Below are 21949 nucleotides of genomic sequence, written 5' to 3' on the forward strand. Positions count from 1 at the left end.
CGGCCGCCTCCTGCGCCGGGCGACCTCGGGAGGACGCGTGGGACGGTCCATGCCGACGTACAGCGGAGGCAGCGATGCCCGGTAGTCCCCAGAGCCGTACCGGGCGCCCGCCCGTGCAGCGGGCCGCCAAACGACCCCCCGCACCCCGGCCGCCGCACGAGAACCCCGTGCTCCGCCTGTACGTGCGTCTGCGCCGCGCCTGGGACCGGCCGCTGACCGCGTACTATCTGATCTTCGGCGGCAGCGCGCTGATCACCGTGCTCGGCCTGGTGATGGTCTACTCGGCCTCCCAGATCACCGCGCTCCAGTTGTCGCTGCCCGGTTCGTACTTCTTCCGCAAGCAGGCCCTCGCGGCGCTGATCGGCGCCGGCCTCCTGGTGGCCGCCATGAAGATGCCGGTGAAGCTGCACCGGGCGCTGGCCTACCCGATCCTCGCCGGTGCCGTCTTCCTGATGATCCTGGTGCAGGTCCCGGGGATAGGGATGGCGGTCAACGGCAACCAGAACTGGATCGCGCTGGGCGGCTCATTCCAGATCCAGCCCAGCGAGTTCGGCAAGCTGGCCCTGGTGCTGTGGGGCGCGGACCTGCTGGCCCGCAAGCAGGACAAGAAGCTGCTGACCCAGTGGAAGCACATGCTGGTGCCGCTGGTGCCGGCCGCGTTCATGCTGCTCGGACTTATCATGCTCGGCGGCGACATGGGTACCGCGATCATCCTGACCGCGATCCTGTTCGGCCTGCTGTGGCTGGCGGGCGCGCCCACGCGGCTGTTCGCGGGCGTGCTGTCGATCGCCGTGCTGCTCGGCTTCATCCTCATCAAGACCAGCCCCAACCGCATGGCCCGGCTGAACTGCATCGGCGCCACCGATCCGGGTCCCGGCGACTCCTGCTGGCAGGCCGTGCACGGCATCTACGCCCTCGCCTCGGGCGGACTGTTCGGTTCCGGGCTCGGTGCCAGCGTGGAGAAATGGGGCCAACTCCCCGAAGCGCACACCGACTTCATCTTCGCCGTCACCGGTGAGGAACTGGGCCTGGCGGGGACGCTGTCGGTGCTCGCCCTCTTCGCGGCTCTAGGCTATGCGGGTATCCGCGTGGCCGGACGCACGGAGGACCCCTTCGTGAGGTATGCCGCGGGAGGCGTGACCACCTGGATCACGGCCCAGGCCGTGATCAACATGGGTGCGGTCCTCGGGCTGCTGCCGATCGCCGGTGTCCCGCTCCCGCTGTTCTCCTACGGGGGTTCCGCCCTGTTGCCGGCCATGTTCGCCATCGGACTGCTCATCGCCTTCGCCCGCGACGAGCCCGGTGCGCGGGCGGCGCTTGCGTTGCGGCAACCTCGCTTTGGTAGAAAGCGGGGAACCGGGGGCACCGGGTCCAAGCGGAGCCCACGGAGTTGGAACACGATGCGACGGCGCGCCTCGGCGGCGCGTTCGTCCGGAGAGCGGTGAATTTCGGTGCATGTCGTACTCGCCGGCGGAGGAACCGCGGGCCACATCGAGCCCGCGCTCGCCCTCGCGGACGCCCTGCGCAGGCAGGATCCGGCTGTGGGGATCACGGCCCTGGGCACGGAACGCGGTCTCGAGACCCGCCTCGTACCCGAGCGCGGGTACGAACTGGCGCTGATCCCGGCCGTACCGCTGCCGCGCAAGCCCACCCCCGAGCTGATCACCGTGCCGGGCCGGCTGCGCGGCACCATCAAGGCGGCCGAGCAGATCCTGGAGCGCACCAAGGCCGACGCCGTGGCCGGCTTCGGCGGCTACGTCGCCCTGCCCGCCTACCTCGCGGCCAAGCGGCTCGGCGTGCCGATCGTCGTCCACGAGGCCAACGCCCGCCCCGGCCTGGCCAACAAGATCGGCTCGCGGTACGCCGCGCAGGTCGCCGTCTCCACCCCCGACAGCAAGCTGCGCAACTCCCGCTACATCGGCATCCCGCTGCGCCGCTCCATCGCCACCCTGGACCGGGCCGCCGCCCGCCCCGAGGCCCGCGCGATGTTCGGGCTCGACCCCAACCTGCCCACGCTGCTGGTCACCGGTGGCTCGCAGGGCGCCCGCCGCCTCAACGAGGTGGTCCAGCAGGTCGCGCCCTGGCTCCAGCAGGCCGGCATCCAGATCCTGCACGCGGTCGGCCCCAAGAACGAACTGCCGCAGGTGCACCAGATGCCGGGGATGCCCCCGTACATCCCGGTAAGTTACCTGGACCGGATGGACCTCGCGTACGCCGCGGCCGACATGATGCTCTGCCGCGCGGGCGCGATGACGGTCGCCGAACTCTCCGCCGTCGGGCTCCCGGCCGCCTACGTACCGCTGCCCATCGGCAACGGCGAACAGCGGCTCAACGCCCAGCCGGTGGTCAAGGCTGGCGGCGGACTGCTGGTCGACGACGCGGAACTGACGCCCGAGTGGCTCCAGCACAACGTTCTGCCCGTGCTGGCCGACCCGCACAAGCTGTACGAGATGTCCCGCGCCGCCGCGGAGTTCGGCCGGCGGGACGCCGACGACCTGCTCGTCGGCATGGTGTACGAGGCGATCGCCGCCCGTGCGCACCGCTAGACAGGGATAACGGGAGGCAGGGAGCGTGGCCGGACCGACCACCGCCGAGCGCGGTGAACGCCAGCAGGAGTCGTCCGGCCCGCCCCGTGCGTGGCGGTTCGGCCCGCCCCGCCTTCGTACGATCATCATTTATGCCGTCGCTCTCGTGCTCGTCGCGGGGGGTGCCGTCTGGCTGCTGTACGGCTCCAACTGGACGCGTGTGGAACGTGTGTCGGTCTCGGGAACGCGTGTCCTGACGCCCGCGCAGGTGCGCGAGGCCGCCGACGTGCCCGTCGGCGACCCGCTGATCTCCGTGGACACCGAGGCGCTCGAGGCGCGGCTGCGCCGGGAATTGCCCCGGATCGACGAGGTCGCCGCGGAGCGTTCCTGGCCGCACGGAATCGGGCTGAAAGTGACGGAACGTACTCCGGTTCTACTTGTGCAAAAGGGCGGAAAGTTCGTGGAAGTGGACGATGAAGGCGTCCGTTTCGCCACGGTTTCCCGGGCCCCCGAAGGCGTTCCCACGCTGGAATTGGCACCGGCCCGATCCGGATCCGCGGCGGCGAGTCTGCGCCGCTTCGACGACGACCGCCTGGTGCGGGAGGCGGTGCGGGTGGCCGGCCGTCTTCCGGACGCGGTCGCCCGGGACACACGGATCGTCAAGGTCCGTTCCTACGACGACATCTCGCTCGAGTTGAGCGGTGACCGGACCGTGGCGTGGGGGAGCGGTGAGCAGGGTGTGCGGAAAGCGCGCGCACTCACCGCGCTGATGAAAGCGACACCCGACGCGCGGCACTTCGACGTGAGTGTCCCCACCGCCCCCGCGTCATCGAGGAGTTGACGGGTATACGCGCAGGCCAGCACCCTGGCTGGGCAGCGCTACGGCTGATCACATAGGGTGAAAAGAAAAACGGGAGGTTCGGCGTGTTCGTTGAACGTGCGCCACTTGTCGACTTAGTGTCCTGTTCAGAAGACTTCAAGGAACAGACACACTGGTAACCCTAAACTTCAGCGTTAGGGTTCGGGTCGGCGCTACGGACCGTCCCATTCGGCATCAGTCGCCGGGTCGCGGGGCAGCAGTGCTCCGGCGATTCGACGACACGTAACTCGAGGCGAGAGGCCTTCGACGTGGCAGCACCGCAGAACTACCTCGCAGTCATCAAAGTCATCGGTGTCGGCGGCGGTGGTGTCAATGCCATCAACCGGATGATCGAGGTCGGTCTCAAGGGCGTCGAGTTCATCGCCATCAACACCGACGCGCAAGCTCTGTTGATGAGCGACGCCGACGTCAAGCTCGACGTCGGCCGCGAACTCACCCGCGGACTCGGCGCCGGAGCCAACCCGGCCGTCGGCCGCAAGGCCGCCGAGGACCACCGCGAGGAGATCGAGGAGGTCCTCAAGGGGGCCGACATGGTCTTCGTGACAGCCGGAGAAGGCGGCGGCACCGGCACCGGCGGCGCGCCCGTCGTGGCCAACATCGCCCGCTCGCTGGGCGCCCTCACCATCGGCGTGGTCACCCGCCCGTTCACCTTCGAGGGGCGGCGCCGCGCCAACCAGGCCGAGGACGGCATCGCCGAGCTCCGCGAAGAGGTCGACACCCTCATCGTCATCCCCAACGACCGGCTCCTGTCCATCTCGGACCGCCAGGTCAGCGTGCTCGACGCGTTCAAGTCCGCCGACCAGGTGCTGCTGTCCGGTGTGCAGGGCATCACCGACCTCATCACCACCCCGGGCCTGATCAACCTGGACTTCGCCGACGTGAAGTCGGTCATGTCCGAGGCCGGTTCGGCCCTCATGGGCATCGGTTCGGCCCGCGGAGACGACCGAGCGGTGGCCGCGGCCGAGATGGCGATCTCCTCGCCGCTGCTCGAGGCGTCCATCGACGGCGCCCGGGGCGTGCTGCTCTCCATCTCCGGCGGCTCCGACCTCGGCCTGTTCGAGATCAACGAGGCCGCGCAGCTAGTCAGCGAGGCCGCCCACCCCGAGGCCAACATCATCTTCGGCGCGGTCATCGACGACGCCCTGGGCGACGAGGTCCGGGTCACCGTGATCGCGGCCGGCTTCGACGGGGGCCAGCCGCCGTCCAAGCAGCGGGACAACGTCCTCGGCGCCTCCTCCTCGGCCAAGCGAGAGGAGCCGACTCCGGTACGGCAGGCCGAGAGCCGTCCGTCCTTCGGCTCGCTCGGCAGCGTCAAGCCGAAGGAGGAGCCGGAGCCGGCCCCCGCACCGGAGCCGGTGAGCGACCTGCCGCCGGTCTCCCCGCCGCCGGTCCCGCCGTCGCGGACCTACTCGGACAGCGCGGCCGAGGAACTGGACGTGCCGGACTTCCTGAAGTGATAGGACAGCGCGACACCGTGAACGGCGCGCACTTCGGCTTCACCGACCGGTGGGGCGGAGTGAGCGCCGTTCCGTACGAGGAGCTCAACCTCGGCGGCGCGGTCGGTGACGACCCCGGCGCCGTGACGGCCAACCGGGAGCTGGCGGCCAAGTCGCTGGGCGTCGACCCGGCCCGGGTGGTCTGGATGAACCAGGTGCACGGGGCCGACGTCGCCGTGGTCGACGAGCCCTGGGGGGACCGCCCGGTCCCGCGGGTCGACGCGATCGCCACCGCCGAACGCGGTCTCGCCCTCGCCGTCCTCACCGCCGACTGCGTGCCCGTCCTGCTCGCCGACCCCGTCGCCGGCGTCGCCGCCGCGGCCCACGCGGGACGGCCCGGCCTGGTCGCCGGGGTCGTCCCCGCCGCCGTACGGGCCATGACCCAACTCGGCGCGGACCCCGCCCGGATCGTCGCCCGGACCGGTCCCGCCGTGTGCGGCCGGTGCTATGAAATGCCCGAGGAGATGCGCGCCGAGGTGGCCGCCGTCGAACCGGCGGCGTACGCCGTGACGAGCTGGGGCACACCGGCGGTCGACGTGGGCGCCGGCGTGCACGCGCAGCTCGAACGTCTCGGGGTGTGCGACCGGGCGCAGTCGCCGGTGTGCACCCGGGAGTCGAAGGACCACTTCTCGTACCGACGGGACCGCACCACCGGGCGGCTCGCGGGCTATGTCTGGCTGGACTGATGGGGCATGACGGACCGTAAGCAGGAACTCGCCGCGAATCTGGCGAAAGTGGAAGAGCGCATCGCCGCCGCGTGCGAGGCCGCCGGCCGTCGGCGCGACGAGGTGACCCTGATCGTGGTCACCAAGACCTACCCGGCGGACGATGTGCGCGTTCTCTCCGAACTCGGTGTGCGCCACGTTGCCGAGAACCGCGACCAGGACGCGGCGCCGAAGGCCGCCGCGTGCTCGGATCTGCCGCTTTCGTGGCATTTCGTCGGTCAGTTGCAGACCAACAAGGTGCGGTCCGTGGTCGGTTACGCGGACGTCGTGCAGTCCGTCGACCGGGCCAGGCTCGTCGCGGCTCTGTCGAAGGAGGCCGTGCGGGTCGGGCGCGAGGTGGGCTGCCTCCTCCAGGTCGCGCTCGACGCGGGGGAGAGCGCACGCGGTGAGCGCGGTGGCGTCTCGCCCGCGGGAATCGAAGAGTTGGCCGACCTGGTCGCCCGGTCCGAGGGGTTGCGGCTCGACGGACTGATGACCGTGGCTCCGCTCACCGGCGAGTACGCGGGGCGCCCACAGGCGGCGTTCGAGCACCTCATGGATTTGTCGACCTGCGTGCGCCGCGCCCATCCGGCTGCGAACATGGTCTCCGCAGGCATGAGTGCGGACCTCGAACAGGCCGTGGCCGCCGGAGCGACACATGTGCGCGTCGGTACTGCGGTACTCGGAGTCCGACCCAGGCTCGGGTAACGTCGCCAAGAAGTCGGACCACAGCAGAAAATATGGTCATTACCGCCGAAAGGCGGACACAACGACCTTGTGGATCGCAGGCACTTGGCAGTCGTCAGCCGATCCACCACAGAGCGGAGGACTCAGAGCATGGCCGGCGCGATGCGCAAGATGGCGGTCTACCTCGGCCTCGTGGAGGACGATGGGTACGACGGCCGGGGGTTCGACCCCGATGACGACTTCGAACCGGAACTGGACCCGGAGCCCGAGCGGGACCACCGGCGGCACGAACCGGCACATCAGTCGCATGGTTCACATCAGTCCCTAAGGGACGAAGAGGTACGAGTCGTACAACCGCCCGCGCAGCGCGAGCCGGTGCCCCGTTCCGCTTCGCTCGCGGCGGAATCGGGTCGTCCGGCGCGTATCGCGCCCGTGGCATCCATCACACAAGAACGCGCAAGCCTGGAAAAGAGCGCACCGGTCATCATGCCCAAGGTCGTGTCCGAACGAGAGCCCTACCGGATCACCACGCTTCACCCCCGGACCTACAACGAGGCCCGTACCATCGGGGAACACTTCCGTGAGGGCACGCCGGTGATCATGAATCTCACTGAGATGGATGACACAGACGCGAAGCGACTTGTCGACTTTGCGGCCGGTTTGGTGTTTGGTCTTCACGGCAGTATCGAGCGGGTGACGCAGAAGGTGTTCCTGCTGTCTCCTGCTAACGTCGATGTCACGGCGGAGGACAAGGCCCGCATCGCAGAGGGCGGGTTCTTCAACCAGAGCTGAGACGCACCACCGGTACAGAGCAAGAACACGGATCCGAAACCGGGTCCGAGAGATGGTTCAGGGGAGAGGGAAGCACAGGTCATGAGCGTGGTTCTGGATGTCGTCTACATCGCGCTGATGTGCTTCCTCATCGTGCTCATCTTCCGGTTGGTCATGGACTACGTCTTCCAGTTCGCCCGCTCGTGGCAACCCGGCAAGGCGATGGTGGTCGTTCTGGAGGCCACCTACACTGTCACCGATCCACCGTTGAAGCTTCTGCGGCGGTTCATTCCGCCGCTGCGTCTCGGGGGCGTGGCGCTCGACCTGTCCTTCTTCGTGCTGATGATCATCGTCTACATCCTGATCTCGATCGTGAGCCGGCTGTGATCGATGAGAGAGATACGGGCTTGCCGAATGCCGACGACAACGTTGAGGTGAAGAGATGCCGTTGACCCCCGAGGACGTGCGGAACAAGCAGTTCACGACCGTCCGCCTCCGAGAAGGCTATGACGAGGACGAGGTCGATGCCTTCCTCGACGAGGTCGAAGCCGAACTGACCCGACTGCTCCGCGAGAACGAGGACCTGCGCGCCAAACTGGCCGCGGCGACGCGCGCGGCTGCGCAGAACCAACAGAACATGCGCAAGCCTCCGGAACCGCCGCAGGATCAGCAGCAGCATCAGCAGCAGCAGGGCCCGCCGCAGCAGGGTGGCATGCCCCAGCAGGGCATGCGAGGTCCCGGCGCTCCGGTGCCCGCCGGCATATCGGGCCCGCCGCAGCAGCAGATGGGTGGCCCCATGGGTGGCCCGCCCCAGCTGCCGAGCGGTGCCCCGCAACTGCCCGCCGGCCCCGGCGGACAGGGCGGCCCGCAGGGTCCCGGCCAGATGGGCCAGGGTCCGGGGCCGATGGGCCAGGGCGGCCCGGGACCGATGCAGGGCCAGATGGGCCCCGGTCCGATGGGCGGCCCGATGGGCGGCCCGCAGGGGCACGGCGGTCCCGGTGGCCCCGGTGGCATGCCCGGTCAGGGAGGCCCCGGTGGCGACAGCGCCGCCCGCGTCCTCTCGCTGGCCCAGCAGACCGCCGACCAGGCGATCGCCGAGGCCCGTTCCGAGGCCAACAAGATCGTCGGCGAGGCGCGTTCGCGTGCCGAGGGCCTGGAGCGGGACGCCCGTGCCAAGGCCGATGCCCTGGAGCGGGACGCGCAGGAGAAGCACCGCGTCGCGATGGGCTCCCTGGAGTCCGCCCGCGCCACGCTGGAGCGCAAGGTCGAGGACCTGCGCGGCTTCGAGCGCGAGTACCGGACGCGACTGAAGTCGTACCTGGAGTCGCAGCTACGTCAGCTCGAGACCCAGGCGGACGACTCGCTCGCCCCGCCGCGTACGCCCGCGACGGCTTCCCTGCCGCCGTCCCCGGCGCCCTCGATGGCTCCGGCCGGCGCGAGTGCCCCGTCCTACGGCGGCAACCAGTCGATGGGCAGCGGGCCGGGCCAGAACGGTCCGTCCTACGGCGGTCAGCAGCAGATGTCGCCGGCGATGACCCAGCCGATGGCTCCGGTGCGGCCGCAGGGGCCGTCGCCGATGGGGCAGGCGCCCTCGCCGATGCGCGGGTTCCTGATCGACGAGGACGACAACTGACGAACGGTAGTACGGCGTAGCCGTCGGCGGCGTTCAGGGCGGGCCCCGGGTTTCTGACCCGGGGCCCGCCCTTGTGGTGTGCGCGGTGCCGGGTGCGGGGCGTCGGTGCGGGCCGGGGGCGGGTGCGCGGCCCCGCTGGTGCGGGGTGTCTCCCTCAGCGGGGCCCCAGTGCCCCGACCGTGCCGCCCCGGGCGGCACGGTCGCCCGCGGATCGCGCGGAAGGCCCGGCCCCTTCGACTTCGAGGGGCCGGGCCTTCCGTATCACTCGGTGCCTTACGCCTTGCGCAGGCGGAACGTCAGGGACAGGCCCTCGTCCGTGAACGCCTCCCCGTACGTGTCGTCCGCCTCTCCCTGCGCGAAGTCCGTGGCGAGGACCTCGTCGGAGATCAGTCCGCTGTGCTCGGTCAGGGCGGCGATGGTCGCCGGGTCCGTGGCCGTCCAGCGCAGGGCGATGCGGTCGGCGACGTCGAGGCCGCTGTTCTTGCGGGCCTCCTGGATCAGGCGGATCGCGTCCCGGGCGAGGCCCGCGCGACGCAGCTCCTCCGTGATCTCGAGGTCCAGGGCCACCGTCGCACCCGAGTCGGAGGCGACCGACCAGCCCTCGCGCGGCGTCTCCGTGATGATCACCTCGTCGGGGGCGAGGGTGACCGTCTCGCCGTCGACCTCCACCGACGCCGTGCCCTCGCGCAGGGCGAGGGAGAGCGCCGCGGCGTCCGCGCCCGCGACGGCCTTCGCCACGTCCTGGACGCGCTTGCCGAACCGCTTGCCGAGAGCACGGAAATTGGCCTTCGCGGTCGTGTCGACCAGGCTGCCGCCGACCTCGCTCAGTGATGCGAGGGACTCGACGTTCAGCTCCTCCGTGATCTGCGTGTGCAGCTCGGGGTAGAGCGTGTCGAAGCCGGCCACGGCGATCAGCGCGCGGCTGAGCGGCTGGCGGGTCTTGACGCCCGACTCCGCGCGCGTGGCACGGCCCAGTTCGACCAGACGGCGGACCAGCACCATCTGCCGGGACAGCTCGGGGTCGATCGCCGACAGGTCGGCCTCGGGCCACGAGGACAGGTGCACCGACTCCGGGGCGCCCGGGGTGACGGGCACGACCAGGTCCTGCCAGACGCGCTCCGTGATGAACGGGGTCAGCGGCGCCATCAACTTGGTGACCGTCTCGACGACCTCGTGCAGCGTGCGCAGCGCCGCCTTGTCGCCCTGCCAGAAGCGGCGGCGGGAACGGCGTACGTACCAGTTGGACATGTCGTCGACGAACGCGGACAGCAGCTTGCCGGCGCGCTGGGTGTCGTACGCGTCCAGCGCCTGGGTGACCTGGTCGGTGAGCGCGTGCAGCTCGGAGAGCAGCCAGCGGTCCAGGACCGGGCGGTCGGCGGGGGCCGGGTCCGCCCCGCTCGGGGACCAGCCCGTGGTGCGGGCGTACAGGGCCTGGAAGGCGACCGTGTTCCAGTAGGTGAGGAGCGTCTTGCGGACGACCTCCTGGATGGTGCCGTGGCCGACGCGGCGGGCCGCCCACGGGGAGCCGCCGGCCGCCATGAACCAGCGGACCGCGTCCGCGCCGTGCCGGTCCATCAGCGGGACCGGGTCCAGGGTGTTGCCCAGGTGCTTGGACATCTTGCGGCCGTCCTCGGCGAGGATGTGGCCGAGGCAGACCACGTTCTCGTAGGACGACTTGTCGAAGACCAGGGTGCCGACCGCCATCAGCGTGTAGAACCAGCCGCGGGTCTGGTCGATGGCCTCGGAGATGAACTGCGCCGGGTAGCGGGACTCGAACAGTTCCTTGTTCTTGTGCGGGTAGCCCCACTGCGCGAACGGCATCGAACCCGAGTCGTACCAGGCGTCGATGACCTCCGGCACGCGCGTGGCCGTCTTGCCGCAGCCGTCGTGGCGGCAGGCGAACGTGACCTCGTCGATGTACGGGCGGTGCGGGTCCAGGGCGGACTGGTCGGTGCCGGTCAGCTCGGTCAGTTCGGCGCGGGAGCCGGCCACCGTGAGGTGGTCGTCCTCGCAGCGCCAGATGGGCAGCGGGGTGCCCCAGTAGCGGTTGCGGGAGAGCGCCCAGTCGATGTTGTTGTTCAGCCAGTCGCCGTACCGGCCGTGCTTGACCGAGTCCGGGAACCAGTTGGTCTTCTCGTTCTCCTGGAGGAGACGGTCCTTGACGGCCGTGGTGCGGATGTACCAGGACGGCTGCGCGTAGTACAGCAGCGCGGTGTGGCAGCGCCAGCAGTGCGGGTAGCTGTGCTCGTAGGGGATGTGCTTGAAGAGCAGGCCCCGGGTGTCCAGGTCCTCCGTCAGCTTCTCGTCGGCCTTCTTGAAGAAGGCGCCGCCGACCAGGGGGAGGTCTTCCTCGAAGGTGCCGTCCGGGCGGACCGGGTTGACCACCGGCAGGCCGTAGGCGCGGCAGACCTTGAGGTCGTCCTCACCGAAGGCGGGGGACTGGTGGACGAGGCCGGTGCCGTCCTCGGTGGTGACGTAGTCGGCGTTCACCACGAAGTGCGCGGGCTCGGGGAACTCGACCAGCTCGAAGGGCCGCCGGTACGTCCAGCGCTCCATCTCGGCGCCGGTGAAGGTCTGGCCGGTGGTCTCCCAGCCCTCGCCGAGGGCCTTGCCGACCAGCGGCTCGGCGACGACGAGCTTCTCCGTACCCTCCGGGCCCTTCGTCGCGACGACGTAGGTGACCTCGGGGTGCGCGGCGACCGCGGTGTTGGACACCAGGGTCCAGGGCGTGGTCGTCCAGATCAGGAGCGAGGCCTCGCCGGCGAGCGGGCCGGAGGTCAGCGGGAAGCGCACGAAGACGGACGGGTCGACGACCGTCTCGTAGCCCTGCGCCAGCTCGTGGTCGGACAGGCCGGTGCCGCAGCGGGGGCACCAGGGGGCGACGCGGTGGTCCTGGACCAGCAGGCCCTTGTCGAAGATCTCCTTCAGCGACCACCAGACGGACTCGATGTACTCGGGGTCCATCGTGCGGTACGGGTCCTGGAGGTCGGCCCAGTAGCCCATGCGCGTGGTGAGCTCTTCGAAGGCGTCGGTGTGGCGGGTCACCGACTCGCGGCACTTGGCGTTGAACTCGGCGATGCCGTACGCCTCGATGTCCTGCTTGCCGGAGAAGCCCAGCTCCTTCTCCACCGCCAGCTCGACCGGCAGGCCGTGGCAGTCCCAGCCGGCCTTGCGGCCCACGTGGTATCCGCGCATGGTGCGGAAGCGGGGGAAGACGTCCTTGAAGACGCGCGCCTCGATGTGGTGGGCGCCGGGCATGCCGTTGGCGGTGGGCGGGCCCTCGTAGAACACCCATTCGGGGCGGCCCTCGGACTGCTCCAGGCTCTTGGCGAAGATCTTCTGCTCGCGCCAGAAGTCGAGCACCGCGTGTTCGAGCGCGGGCAGGTCGACCTGGGCGGGCACCTGGCGGTACTGCGGCTGCGTATTCAACGAGCTTCCTCCGGCGGACGTGCTGCCTTCCGTCGGAGGGACGAGAGCAGTGCTCCCGCGGTACCACCCTCCTTGGCTCCCCGGTGCGTCGTGTGCGCCGGTCAGCCCCCTCATTGGGGTCGCGAGCCGGTTCTACTCGCCGTGACGGTGTCGTCACGGCTTTCTTCCGGCGGCTCCGGGGTGATCTTCACGTCGCGCTGGCCCCCGGGCTCACACCGTCCCCGGGTCGCTACGGGCTGCGTACGCCGCTACTCGTCCCCATCCACGCTTTTCGCTGCGCCCAGTGTACGGCGCCGCGCGGACAGCGGCCGACCGGTTTTCGCACCGGGCTCAGTGGCGGCGCGGTACGGCGTCCGTGCGGCCCGGCATGACCCGAATGCCGCGTCCGGCCCGCCGGCTGCCGGCGGGCCCGGCAGGGCTGCGGCCCGTCGGATTACCGGGCGAGGAGCTGGGCACAACGCATGCATGCTCGCCGCGCGGTGCGCGGTGGGCGGGCGAATCGGGCGGCGTGCCCCGTTGCCGCGGGGACCAAGTCGATTTATCGTCCCAGCACGATTCGCGCGCAAGATCACAATATGTGAAGGGGCCGCGGCCATGGTGGCGAAGAAGACCGCCGTACAGCAGTCGGAGGCGACTGCGAAGAAGACCGCTGCCAAGAAGACGACGGCCGCGAAGAAGACCGCCGCGAAGAAGAGCAGCGCGGCGAAGAAGGCCGCCGAGGAGAAGAGCACCGAGGAGAAGAGCACCGAGGGCAGCACCGAGGGGAAGACCCCGGCGAAGAAGACCGCGGCAAAGACGACCGCGGCGGAGAAGGGCCCGGCCAAGAAGGCCGCGGCGAAGAAGGCCGCGGCGAAGAAGAGCACGGCGAAGAAGAGCACGGCGAAGAAGAGCACGGCGAAGAAGAGCACGGCCAAGAAAGTGGGCGCGGCCGAGGCCGCGGAGCAGACGGGAGCCACGACGGTGGTTGCGAAGAAGACTCCTGGCACGGCCACGGCGGCCAAGACCGCCGTTCCCAAGGCCCGCGGCGCCGCGGACCCCGGCGACCTCGCGGTACGCCCCGGCGAGGAACCCTGGACCCCGCAAGAGGCCGAGGAGGCGCGCGGTGAGCTGCAGTCCGAGGCCGACCGGCTGCGCACCGAGATCGACTCCTCCGAGCGGTCCCTGCAGGGCATGATGCGGGACTCCGGGGACGGTGCCGGCGACGACGAGGCGGACACCGGCAGCAAGAACATCACGCGCGAGCACGAGCTGGCGCTGGCCGCCAACGCGCGCGAGATGCTCACCCAGACCGAGCGCGCCCTGGAACGCCTGGACGCGGGCACCTACGGCCTGTGCGAGAACTGCGGGAACCCCATCGGCAAGGCGCGCATGCAGGCCTTCCCGAGGGCCACCCTGTGCGTCGAGTGCAAGCAGAAGCAGGAGCGACGGTACTGATCAGTACCCGATCAGGTACTGATCAGCAGCCGGGGTGGAAGGCGTGCCGTACCCTCGTCCTCAGTCAGGTACCTAGGTCGAGGGACTCACGTGGCAGAGGCGGAGCGCATCATCGGTACGCCGGACACCCCGGACGCGGCGGGGGACGGGCAGGAGCGGCCCGACGCCGAGCAGGAGCAGCCCCCGGAGCGCCCCCGGGGCAAGCGGCGTATCGCCGTGCTGTTCGCGGTCGCCGCGTTCGCGTACGTCCTCGACCTGGTCAGCAAGATGATCGTGGTCGCCGAGTTGGAGCACCAGGAGCCCATCGAGATCGTCGGGGACTGGCTGCGGTTCGTGGCGATCCGCAACGCGGGCGCGGCCTTCGGCTTCGGCGAGGCCTTCACCGTGATCTTCACGGTGATCGCGGCGGCCGTGATCGTCGTGATCGCCCGCCTCGCGCGCAAGCTCTACAGCCTGCCGTGGGCGATCGCGCTCGGCATGCTGCTCGGTGGTGCCCTCGGCAATCTCACCGACCGGATCTTCCGCTCGCCCGGCGTCTTCGAGGGCGCGGTCGTGGACTTCATCGCCCCCAAGCACTTCGCCGTCTTCAACCTCGCCGACTCGGCGATCGTGTGCGGCGGCATCCTGATCGTGATCCTCTCCTTCCGGGGCCTGGACCCGGACGGGACCGTTCACAGGGACTGACGGTCCACAGGGACTGACGATCCCCAGGCACTGACGGTCCACAGGGAGTGACCGCCCACCAGGGCCGACCGTCGACGAGGACTGAGCGCGTGTTCGGGAGTGTCCGGCCCGTCCGGCATACTCGACGGGTGAGCACGCTTCCCGAGATCCGTACCCTGCCCGTGCCCGACGGCCTGGAGGGCGAGCGCGTCGACGCCGCCATCTCCCGCATGTTCGGCTTCTCCCGTACCAAGGCCGCGGAGCTCGCCGCGGCGGGCAAGGTGCAGGTCGACGGATCGGTGGTCGGCAAGTCCGAGCGCGTCCACGGCGGCGCCTGGCTCGAGGTCGAGATGCCCCAGGCGCCCGCGCCGGTGCAGGTGGTCGCCGAGCCCGTCGAGGGCATGGAGATCGTGCATGACGACGACGACGTGGTCGTGATCGTCAAGCCGGTCGGCGTCGCCGCCCACCCCTCGCCCGGCTGGAGCGGACCGACCGTCATCGGCGGACTGGCCGCCGCCGGATACCGCGTCTCCACCTCCGGTGCCGCCGAGCGGCAGGGCATCGTGCACCGCCTCGACGTGGGCACCTCCGGCCTGATGGCGGTGGCCAAGTCGGAGCGCGCGTACACCTCGCTCAAGCGCCAGTTCAAGGAGCGCACGGTCGACAAGCGCTACCACGCGCTCGTGCAGGGCCACCCCGACCCGACCAGCGGCACCATCGACGCCCCCATCGGCCGCCACCCCCAGCACGACTACAAGTGGGCCGTCACCGCCGAGGGCAAGCCCTCCGTCACGCACTACGACCTCATCGAGGCCTTCCGCGCCGCATCCCTGCTCGACGTGAAGCTGGAGACCGGCCGCACCCACCAGATCCGCGTCCACATGGCCGCCCACCGCCACCCCTGCGTCGGCGACCTGACCTACGGCGCCGACCCCACGCTCGGCAAGCGGCTGCGCCTCACCCGCCAGTGGCTGCACGCCGTACGGCTCGGCTTCGAGCACCCCGGCGACGGGCAGTGGGTCGAGTACGCCAGCGACTACCCCGAGGACCTCCAGCAGGCCCTGGACCTGGTCCGCGAGGAGACCTACGGATGAGTGCCGCGCCGTCGCAGGTGCCGTCGTACGAGGTGCGCGTCGCCGAGGGCCCCGGCGACCGGGAGATGTGCTTCGCGGTGCGCAAGGACGTCTTCGTCGTCGAACAGAAGGTCCCCGAGGACATCGAGTACGACGCCCACGACGCCGACGCCGTGCACGTCCTGGCGGTCCGGGCGGACGGCGTCCCGCTGGGCACCGGCCGGCTGCTGCACGGCGCGGCCGCCGCGGCGGCCAGCGGCGACGGCGACCCGGCCGTCGGTTGCCTGGGCCGGCTCGCCGTGACCAGGGAGGCCCGCGGACTGGGCGTCGGGGCCGCCCTGGTGCGGGCCGTCGAGGAGGCGGCACGCGCGCGTGGGCTCACCGCGGTGGATCTGCACGCGCAGACCCACGCCCTGGGTTTCTACGAGCGACTGGGGTACGAGGCGTACGGGCCCGAGTTCCCCGACGCCGGGATTCCCCACCGCGCGATGCGGCGCGCCCTGTAGGCGACAGTGCCGAAGGGGCTGGTGGGGCCGGTGACGTGGCAGGCTTGAGGCCCGCCGTGTGAACGCCGAGACCCCACCGGAGCGCTGACCGTGGATCAGTTGGCCCTGTTGTTCATGCTGCTGCTCGGGGCCCTGCTGAGCGTCCCCCTCGGGGCCCGGCTCGGGCTGCCGGCGCCGGTGCTGATGACGGTCCTCGGGATCGTCCTGGCACTCCTCGAATTCGTGCCCAACGTCGACATCCCGCCCGAGATCATCCTGCCCGCACTGCTGCCGCCGCTGCTGTACGCGGCCGTGCGGCGCACGTCCTGGCGGCAGTTCGCGGCCAACAAGCGCCCGATCTTCCTGCTGGCGGTCGCGCTGGTCTTCGTCACCATGACCTGCGTGGCCGCCGTGGCCCACGCGATCGTGCCGGGGCTGCCGATCGCCGCCGCCTTCGCGCTGGGCGCGCTGGTGGCACCGCCCGACCCGGTCGCGGCGACCGCCGTCGCCGGGCAACTGGGGCTGCCGCGCCGCCTGGTCTCCATCCTGGAGGGCGAGGGGCTGTTCAACGACGTCACGGCCATCGTGCTGTACCACGTGGCCATCGCCGCGGCGGTCAGCGGCACCTTCTCGCCCTGGGAAGCGGGGCTCGACCTGGTGCTGTCCGCGGTCGTCGCCGTGGCCGTGGGGCTCGTGCTGGGCTGGGGCGCCAACCGGCTCCTGGGAGTGCTGGGGGACCCGACGCTCCAGATCGGGCTGACCCTGCTGGTGCCGTTCGTGAGCTACGTCCTGGCCGACGAACTGCACGGCTCCGGGGTGCTCGCCGTGCTCACCACCGCGATGTTCCTCGCCGAGTACGCCTCCGACGCCGACGACGTGATGAGCCGGCTCGCCGGGCACACCGTGTGGGACGTCGTCGACACGCTCGTCACCGGTGTCGCCTTCGGGCTGATCGGCCTGGAGCTGCACAACGCGGTCCGCACGGCCTCCGGCCGGTGGACGGAGCTGCTCGGCTGGGCGGCGGCGATCAGCGCCGTGGTCATCCTGGTCCGGCTGCTGTGGCTGCTGCCGGCCACCTGGCTGACCCAGCGGCTGCACGCCCGACGGGACCACGACGAGGACATCCCGACGAGCTGGCGGGAGACCGTCGTCATGTGGTGGGCCGGGATGCGGGGCGTCGCCTCGGTCGCGCTGGCTCTGGCGATCCCGCTGGAGACGGAGAACGGGGCCGCCTTCCCCAACCGGGACGAGCTCATCTTCGTCGCGTTCGGGGTGATCATGGTCACGCTGCTGTTGCAGGGACTGACGCTGCCCTGGCTGGTGGGCCGGCTCGGGGTACGGGCGGACACCGAACGGGAGAAGGACTACGAGAAGGCGCTCGCCGTGCGGGCGGCCAAGGCGGCGAAGCAGCGGCTCAAGGAGATCGAGTCGGTCGAGGAGCTGCCGGACGAGCTGTCCGAGCAGATGCTGCGACGCGCCTACGACATCGGGGTGCGCATCAGCCCGGACCTCGGGGACGAGGAGCGGCGGGAGGCGCAGGAACAGCGGGCACGGCGGATCCAGCGTGCCCGGCGTATCAAGGGCGAGATGCTGAGCGCCGCCCGCCACGAGGTGCTGGCGGCGCGCAGCGAACCCGGCGCCGATCCGGAGATCGTCGACCGGGTCCTGCGCCACCTGGACGTGAGCAGCCTGCGGTGAGGCCTTCTCCGGCGGGCTCGGTCACAGGCTCTTCGTCGGCTGTTCCGGGAAGCGGCGGGGGGCGCCGTCGGGGGAGCGGCGGGGGCGGTGGAATCCGTCGCGGGACGGGCGCGGGGCCGCGTCCGCCGTGCTGACCCGGGGCAGGGCGTACGGGTGCTCGTCGGCGAGCCAGCGGATCATCCCCTCGCGGACCGTGACGCGTACCGTCCAGATGTCGTCCGCGTCCTTCGCCGTCACCAGGGCCCGTACCTGCATGGTGTTCGGCGTGGTGTCCGTGACGGTCAGGTTGTAGTCGCGGCCGTCCCAGGCCGGGCACTCGCGCAGGATGTCGCGCAGCCGCTCCCGCATCGCCTCCAGCGGTGCCGAGTGGTCGAGGTGCCAGAAGACGGTCCCGGTCATCTGCGGGGAGCCGCGCGACCAGTTCTCGAACGGCTTGGACGTGAAGTACGACACCGGCATGGTGATCCGGCGCTCGTCCCAGGTGCGCACGGTCAGGAACGTGAGCGTGATCTCCTCGACGGTGCCCCACTCCCCGTCCACCACGACCGTGTCGCCCATGCGCACCATGTCGCCGAAGGCGATCTGGAACCCGGCGAACATGTTGCTGAGCGTGGACTGGGCGGCCACACCGGCGACGATGCCGAGGATGCCGGCCGAGGCCAGCAGCGAGGCGCCCGCCGCCTGCATCGCGGGGAACGTCAGGAGCATCGACGACACGGCGACCACGCCGACGACCGCCGAGACGACCCGCATGATCAGCGACACCTGGGTCCGCACCCGCCGTACCCGGGCCGGGTTCCGCTCGGCGTGGGCGTGGGCGTAGCGGGAGTACGAGGTCTCGACGACCGCCGCGGCGATCCGGATCACCATCCAGGCCGCCGAGCCGATCAGCACCAGCGTCAGCGTCCGGCCGACCCCCTCCTGGTGGTCGGGGAACACCCGTGCCTCGATGTACGACCCTCTCAGCAGCGCCGCGCACAGGAGGAGCTGGTAGGGGATGCGGGCGCGGCGCAGCAGCCCCCACAACGGCGTCTCGGGGTGCCGTCCGTCGGCCTTGCGCAGCAGCAGGTCGGTGGCCCAGCCGATGACCAGGGTCAGCAGGACGGAGCCGCCGACCACGATCAGCGGGCGGAGTATGGTCTCCATCCCTCGAACGTAACCGCACCCGTCGCGCTGTGAACCTGTGACTTCCGTCCCGTCCCGGGAATCGCCGCGCCCCGCGTTGTCACACCCGGCTGGCACCATGGCCTCATGAACATCGTGCTCTTTCACTCGACCCTCGGACCGAGGCCCGCGGTGCGGCAGGCCGCCGACCGGCTGCGCGACGCCGGGCACCAGGTCTGGACCCCCGACCTCTTCGAGGGCCGGACGTTCGACACGGTCGAGGAGGGCATGGCCCATCAGGACGGGATCGGCCGGGAGGAGCTGCTGAAGCGGGCGGTGCTGGCCGCGGCTCCCTATTCCGAGCGGGGGCTGGTGTACGCGGGCTTCTCGCTCGGCGCCTCCATCGCCCAGACCCTCGCCCTCGGCGACCACCGGGCGCGCGGACTGCTCCTCCTGCACGGCACCTCGGACATCGCGGCCAACGCCTCGGTCGACGACCTGCCGGTCCAACTGCACGTCGCCGAGCCGGACGCCTTCGAGACGGACGACTGGCTCAGCGCCTGGTACCTCCAGATGGGCCGGGCCGGCGCCGACGTCGAGGTCTACAGATACGCCGGGGCCGGCCACCTCTACACCGACCCCGGGCTGCCGGACTACGACGAGGAGGCGGCCGAGGCCACCTGGCGGGTGGCGCTCGGCTTCCTCGACTCGCTTCAGGAGGCGGACGCGCCTCAGACGGGGGAGTAGACGCGCTCGACCCGCTGGGTACCGCTGCGGGTGCGGTAGGAACGGGCCCACTTCGACGTGGCGTCCGGGTCGGTGCGGTCGGAGACGACGTAGTAGTCCATCTGCGTCCGGGCCGCGGTGATGTCCAGCACACCGTAGCCGTGCCGGTCGGTGTCGACCCAGTGGACGTGCCGGTTCGCGGCCCGGATGACCGGCGCCGCGATCGCCGAGACCGTGCCCTCGGGGACCTTCACGATGTCGTCGAGGTTGTCGGAGGTCACCGAGGTGACGACGAACTCGGTGGCGGCCGAGGCCGACAGCGGGTACGTGGCGGCGTTGTACGGCACGTCGTTGGCCCACGCCATGTGGATGTCGCCGGTCAGGAACACGGTGTTGCGGATGGCGCCCGCGCGCAGGTGCGCCAGCAGTTCGCGGCGGTCGTCGGTGTACCCGTCCCACTGGTCGGTGTTGAGGGCGAGGCCCTCCCTGGGCAGGCCGAGCAGCTCGGCGAGCGGCTTCAGCAGCTCGGCGGGGATCGAGCCGACGGCGAACGGCGAGATCATCACCGAGTTGCCGATCAGCCGCCAGGTGGTGTCGGAGGAGGTGAGCCCGGCTTTGAGCCAGTCGAGCTGGGCGCGGCCGGTGAGGGTGCGCTCCGGGTCGTCGACCTCGCCGTCGCCGAGCGCGACCTGCTGCGAGCGGAAGGAGCGCAGGTCCAGCAGCGAAAGGTCGGCCAGCTTGCCGAAGCGCAGCCTGCGGTAGGTGGTGCCGGCGATGGCGGGACGGACCGGCATCCACTCGAAGTAGGCCCGCTTGGCGGCGGCCTGACGCTCCGGCCAGGTGCCCTCCACCCCCTCGGTGTGGTTCTCGGCGCCGCCCGACCAGGTGTCGTTGGCGATCTCGTGGTCGTCCCAGATCGCCACGACCGGCGCGGCGGCGTGCAGCGCCTGGAGGTCGGGGTCGGTCTTGTACCGGCCGTGCCGGACGCGGTAGTCGGCGAGCGTGAGGATCTCGTGGGTCGGCGCGTGCGGGCGGACGACGGTGTCACGGGTGCCGTACTCGCCGGTGCCGTACTCGTAGATGTAGTCGCCCAGGTGCAGCCAGGCGTCCAGGTCGCCGCGGGCCGCGAGATGCCGGTACGACGAGAAGTGGCCGGCCTCCCAGTTGGCGCAGGAGACCACGCCGAAGCGCAGGCCCGTGACGGCGGCGTCGGCCGCGGGGGCGGTGCGGGTGCGGGCGGCGGGGGAGTCGGTGGGGCCGGCGGAGAAGCGGAACCAGTAGTCCGTGGCGGGTGCGAGGCCCCGGACGTCCGCCTTGACGGTGTGGTCGGAGGCGGCCGTCGCCGTGGTGGACCCCTTGGCGACGATGTTCGTGAACGCCTTGTCCGTGGCGACGACCCAGCTCACCTCGGTGTCCGGGCCTGCCCCGGAGCCCGGTATGGCCTCCGGCGTCGGGGTCACCCGGGTCCACAGCAGGACGCCGTCGGGCAGGGGATCGCCGGAGGCGACGCCGTGCAGGAAGGCGGGAGCGGCGCCGGCGGCGCCGGCGGGCAGCGCGGCGGCGAGCGGGGCGGCCAGGACGGCGCCGGCCGCCGCGGCCTTGACGACCGTACGGCGGCTCGGGGTGCGGGTGTTCGCGCCGTCGGCGGGCGACGGGACGGTGTTCTCGGATGATCTGTGTCGACTGGTCACGGACGATCAGGTTACTGATCGGTATGCGCGCGGGCGGGCGAACTCGGAAAGTTCGCCCGCCCGTTGGCCGTGCTTCGGTGCGGCGTCATCCCGGCGGTGACCCCGGTGGGGGCGGCCCGGGGATCACGCCGGGATCACTTGGTGACGCCCGCGTCCTTGAGCGCCTTCTGCCACTCGGCGTCGCTGCCCGGAGTCTCGATCACCTTGTCGTTGATCTTGACGGTCGGGGTCGACTCGACGCCCTCGGCCTTCTGGAAGGCGTCGCTCATCCTCATCGCCCAGGCGTCGTAGGTGCCCTTCTCCACGGCGTCCTGGAACTTCTTGTTGTTCTTCAGGGCGTCGACCGAGTTCGCCACCTTGATGAGGTAGTCGTCCTTGGCGAACTCGTCGGTGGACTCCGACGGGTGGTACTCGGAGGAGTACAGCGCGGTCTTGTAGTCGATGAACGCGTCGGGGCTGACGTTCAGCGCGGCGCCGAGCGCGCTGAGCGCGTTCTTCGAGCCCTCGCCGCCGAGGTTGCCGTCGAGGAAGGTGCCGATGGTGAAGGAGAGCTTGTAGGTGCCGTCCTCCATGCCCTTGTTGACGGCCTCGCCGATGGTCTGCTCGAAGTTGGCGCAGCCCGGGCAGCGCGGGTCCTCGTAGAGGTGGACGACGTGGTCGCTCTTGGAGTCGCCGAGGGTGACCGTGGTGCCGTTCTTGCCGGAGGTGTTGGCCGGGGCCACCACCTTGGCGTCGGCGGCCTTGTCCCAGCCCGAGGGCTCGTTCATCTGGACGACGGCGTAGCCGATGCCGCCGGCTATCGCCAGCACGCCGACGATGGAGCAGGCCACGATGACCTGCCGCTTGACCTTGTCGCGCTTGGCCTGGCGCTCGCGCTCCTGGCGCAGGCGCTCACGGGCCGCCGACTTCGCCGCCTGGCTGTTCCGCTTGCTCATGGTGATGATCTCTCC

19 protein-coding genes are annotated in these 21949 nt (G+C 70.7%); 15 read left to right on the plus strand and 4 right to left on the minus strand.

Annotation, left to right across the window (positions count from 1 at the left end; genetic code table 11):
* The first annotated feature begins 74 nt into the window (after positions 1-74).
* The 9 genes from ftsW (at position 75) to divIVA (ending at position 8696) form a co-directional block, all read left to right on the plus strand.
* Positions 75-1445, plus strand: coding sequence for a putative lipid II flippase FtsW (gene ftsW, locus B1H29_RS26900; protein WP_055416481.1), 1371 nt, complete (start codon positions 75-77; stop codon positions 1443-1445).
* Positions 1446-1451: 6 nt separating this feature from the next.
* Positions 1452-2546, plus strand: coding sequence for an undecaprenyldiphospho-muramoylpentapeptide beta-N-acetylglucosaminyltransferase (gene murG / locus B1H29_RS26905; protein ID WP_055416480.1), 1095 nt, complete (start codon positions 1452-1454; stop codon positions 2544-2546).
* A 25-nt stretch (positions 2547-2571) separates the two neighbouring features.
* Positions 2572-3366 carry a cell division protein FtsQ gene (gene ftsQ / locus B1H29_RS26910; RefSeq protein ID WP_055416479.1) on the plus strand — a complete coding sequence of 265 codons (795 nt, stop codon included), beginning with the start codon at positions 2572-2574 and terminating at the stop codon, positions 3364-3366.
* A 287-nt stretch (positions 3367-3653) separates the two neighbouring features.
* Positions 3654-4862 carry a cell division protein FtsZ gene (gene ftsZ / locus B1H29_RS26920; protein WP_055416478.1) on the plus strand — a complete coding sequence of 403 codons (1209 nt, stop codon included), beginning with the start codon at positions 3654-3656 and terminating at the stop codon, positions 4860-4862.
* Positions 4859-5587: a peptidoglycan editing factor PgeF gene (gene pgeF, locus B1H29_RS26925; RefSeq protein WP_055416477.1), complete on the plus strand. Its 729-nt coding sequence runs from the start codon at positions 4859-4861 to the stop codon at positions 5585-5587. Before ftsZ ends, pgeF begins: the two co-directional genes overlap by 4 nt.
* A gap of 6 nt (positions 5588-5593) precedes the next feature.
* Positions 5594-6313, plus strand: coding sequence for a YggS family pyridoxal phosphate-dependent enzyme (locus tag B1H29_RS26930; protein ID WP_055416476.1), 720 nt, complete (start codon positions 5594-5596; stop codon positions 6311-6313).
* Between the two features lie 129 nt (positions 6314-6442).
* Positions 6443-7084 carry a cell division protein SepF gene (locus tag B1H29_RS26935; protein WP_055416475.1) on the plus strand — a complete coding sequence of 214 codons (642 nt, stop codon included), beginning with the start codon at positions 6443-6445 and terminating at the stop codon, positions 7082-7084.
* 81 nt (positions 7085-7165) lie between these two features.
* A complete protein-coding gene (locus tag B1H29_RS26940; RefSeq protein WP_007448661.1) occupies positions 7166-7450 on the plus strand; it encodes a YggT family protein in 285 nt (94 codons plus the stop codon).
* Between the two features lie 55 nt (positions 7451-7505).
* The gene (gene divIVA, locus B1H29_RS26945) at positions 7506-8696 is read left to right on the plus strand and encodes an apical growth/hyphal branching protein DivIVA (protein ID WP_055416474.1); all 1191 of its coding nucleotides are present in this window, start codon (positions 7506-7508) and stop codon (positions 8694-8696) included.
* 273 nt (positions 8697-8969) lie between these two features.
* Here divIVA and ileS read toward each other — a convergent pair whose 3' ends face one another.
* Positions 8970-12125 (minus strand): isoleucine--tRNA ligase, encoded by a 3156-nt coding sequence (gene ileS / locus B1H29_RS26950; protein ID WP_079160488.1) that lies wholly within the window; start codon positions 12123-12125, stop codon positions 8970-8972.
* Between the two features lie 594 nt (positions 12126-12719).
* On the opposite strand from ileS, the gene B1H29_RS26960 reads away from it, so the two are divergent.
* From B1H29_RS26960 to B1H29_RS26980, 5 genes are all read left to right on the plus strand, one after another.
* Positions 12720-13559, plus strand: a complete 840-nt coding sequence (locus tag B1H29_RS26960; RefSeq protein WP_055416472.1) for a TraR/DksA family transcriptional regulator — start codon at positions 12720-12722, stop codon at positions 13557-13559.
* 90 nt (positions 13560-13649) lie between these two features.
* Complete coding sequence (gene lspA / locus B1H29_RS26965; protein WP_055416471.1) at positions 13650-14243, plus strand: signal peptidase II; 594 nt, start codon at positions 13650-13652, stop codon at positions 14241-14243.
* A 128-nt stretch (positions 14244-14371) separates the two neighbouring features.
* Complete coding sequence (locus B1H29_RS26970) at positions 14372-15316, plus strand: RluA family pseudouridine synthase (protein WP_055416470.1); 945 nt, start codon at positions 14372-14374, stop codon at positions 15314-15316.
* The gene (locus tag B1H29_RS26975; protein ID WP_055416469.1) at positions 15313-15801 is read left to right on the plus strand and encodes a GNAT family N-acetyltransferase; all 489 of its coding nucleotides are present in this window, start codon (positions 15313-15315) and stop codon (positions 15799-15801) included. The genes B1H29_RS26970 and B1H29_RS26975 overlap by 4 nt, the downstream gene beginning before the upstream one ends.
* A 90-nt stretch (positions 15802-15891) precedes the next feature.
* Complete coding sequence (locus B1H29_RS26980; protein ID WP_055416468.1) at positions 15892-17478, plus strand: Na+/H+ antiporter; 1587 nt, start codon at positions 15892-15894, stop codon at positions 17476-17478.
* A gap of 21 nt (positions 17479-17499) precedes the next feature.
* Here the strand turns inward: B1H29_RS26980 and B1H29_RS26985 are convergent, their stop codons facing one another.
* Positions 17500-18624: a mechanosensitive ion channel family protein gene (locus tag B1H29_RS26985; protein WP_055416467.1), complete on the minus strand. Its 1125-nt coding sequence runs from the start codon at positions 18622-18624 to the stop codon at positions 17500-17502.
* A gap of 60 nt (positions 18625-18684) precedes the next feature.
* Between B1H29_RS26985 and B1H29_RS26990 the strand changes: the two genes are divergently transcribed.
* Complete coding sequence (locus B1H29_RS26990; protein WP_079160489.1) at positions 18685-19329, plus strand: dienelactone hydrolase family protein; 645 nt, start codon at positions 18685-18687, stop codon at positions 19327-19329.
* Here B1H29_RS26990 and B1H29_RS26995 read toward each other — a convergent pair.
* Both B1H29_RS26995 and B1H29_RS27000 read right to left on the minus strand, forming a co-directional pair.
* Entirely contained in the window at positions 19314-20999 is a 1686-nt protein-coding gene (locus B1H29_RS26995) for an alkaline phosphatase D family protein (RefSeq protein ID WP_055416465.1), read from the minus strand. The two genes, B1H29_RS26990 and B1H29_RS26995, sit on opposite strands and share 16 nt — an antisense overlap.
* A 134-nt stretch (positions 21000-21133) precedes the next feature.
* Positions 21134-21934 (minus strand): DsbA family protein, encoded by an 801-nt coding sequence (locus B1H29_RS27000; RefSeq protein WP_055416464.1) that lies wholly within the window; start codon positions 21932-21934, stop codon positions 21134-21136.
* Positions 21935-21949: the final 15 nt, after the last annotated feature.

Source organism: Streptomyces pactum, assembly GCF_002005225.1.
Classification (GTDB): Bacteria; Actinomycetota; Actinomycetes; order Streptomycetales; family Streptomycetaceae; genus Streptomyces; species Streptomyces pactum_A.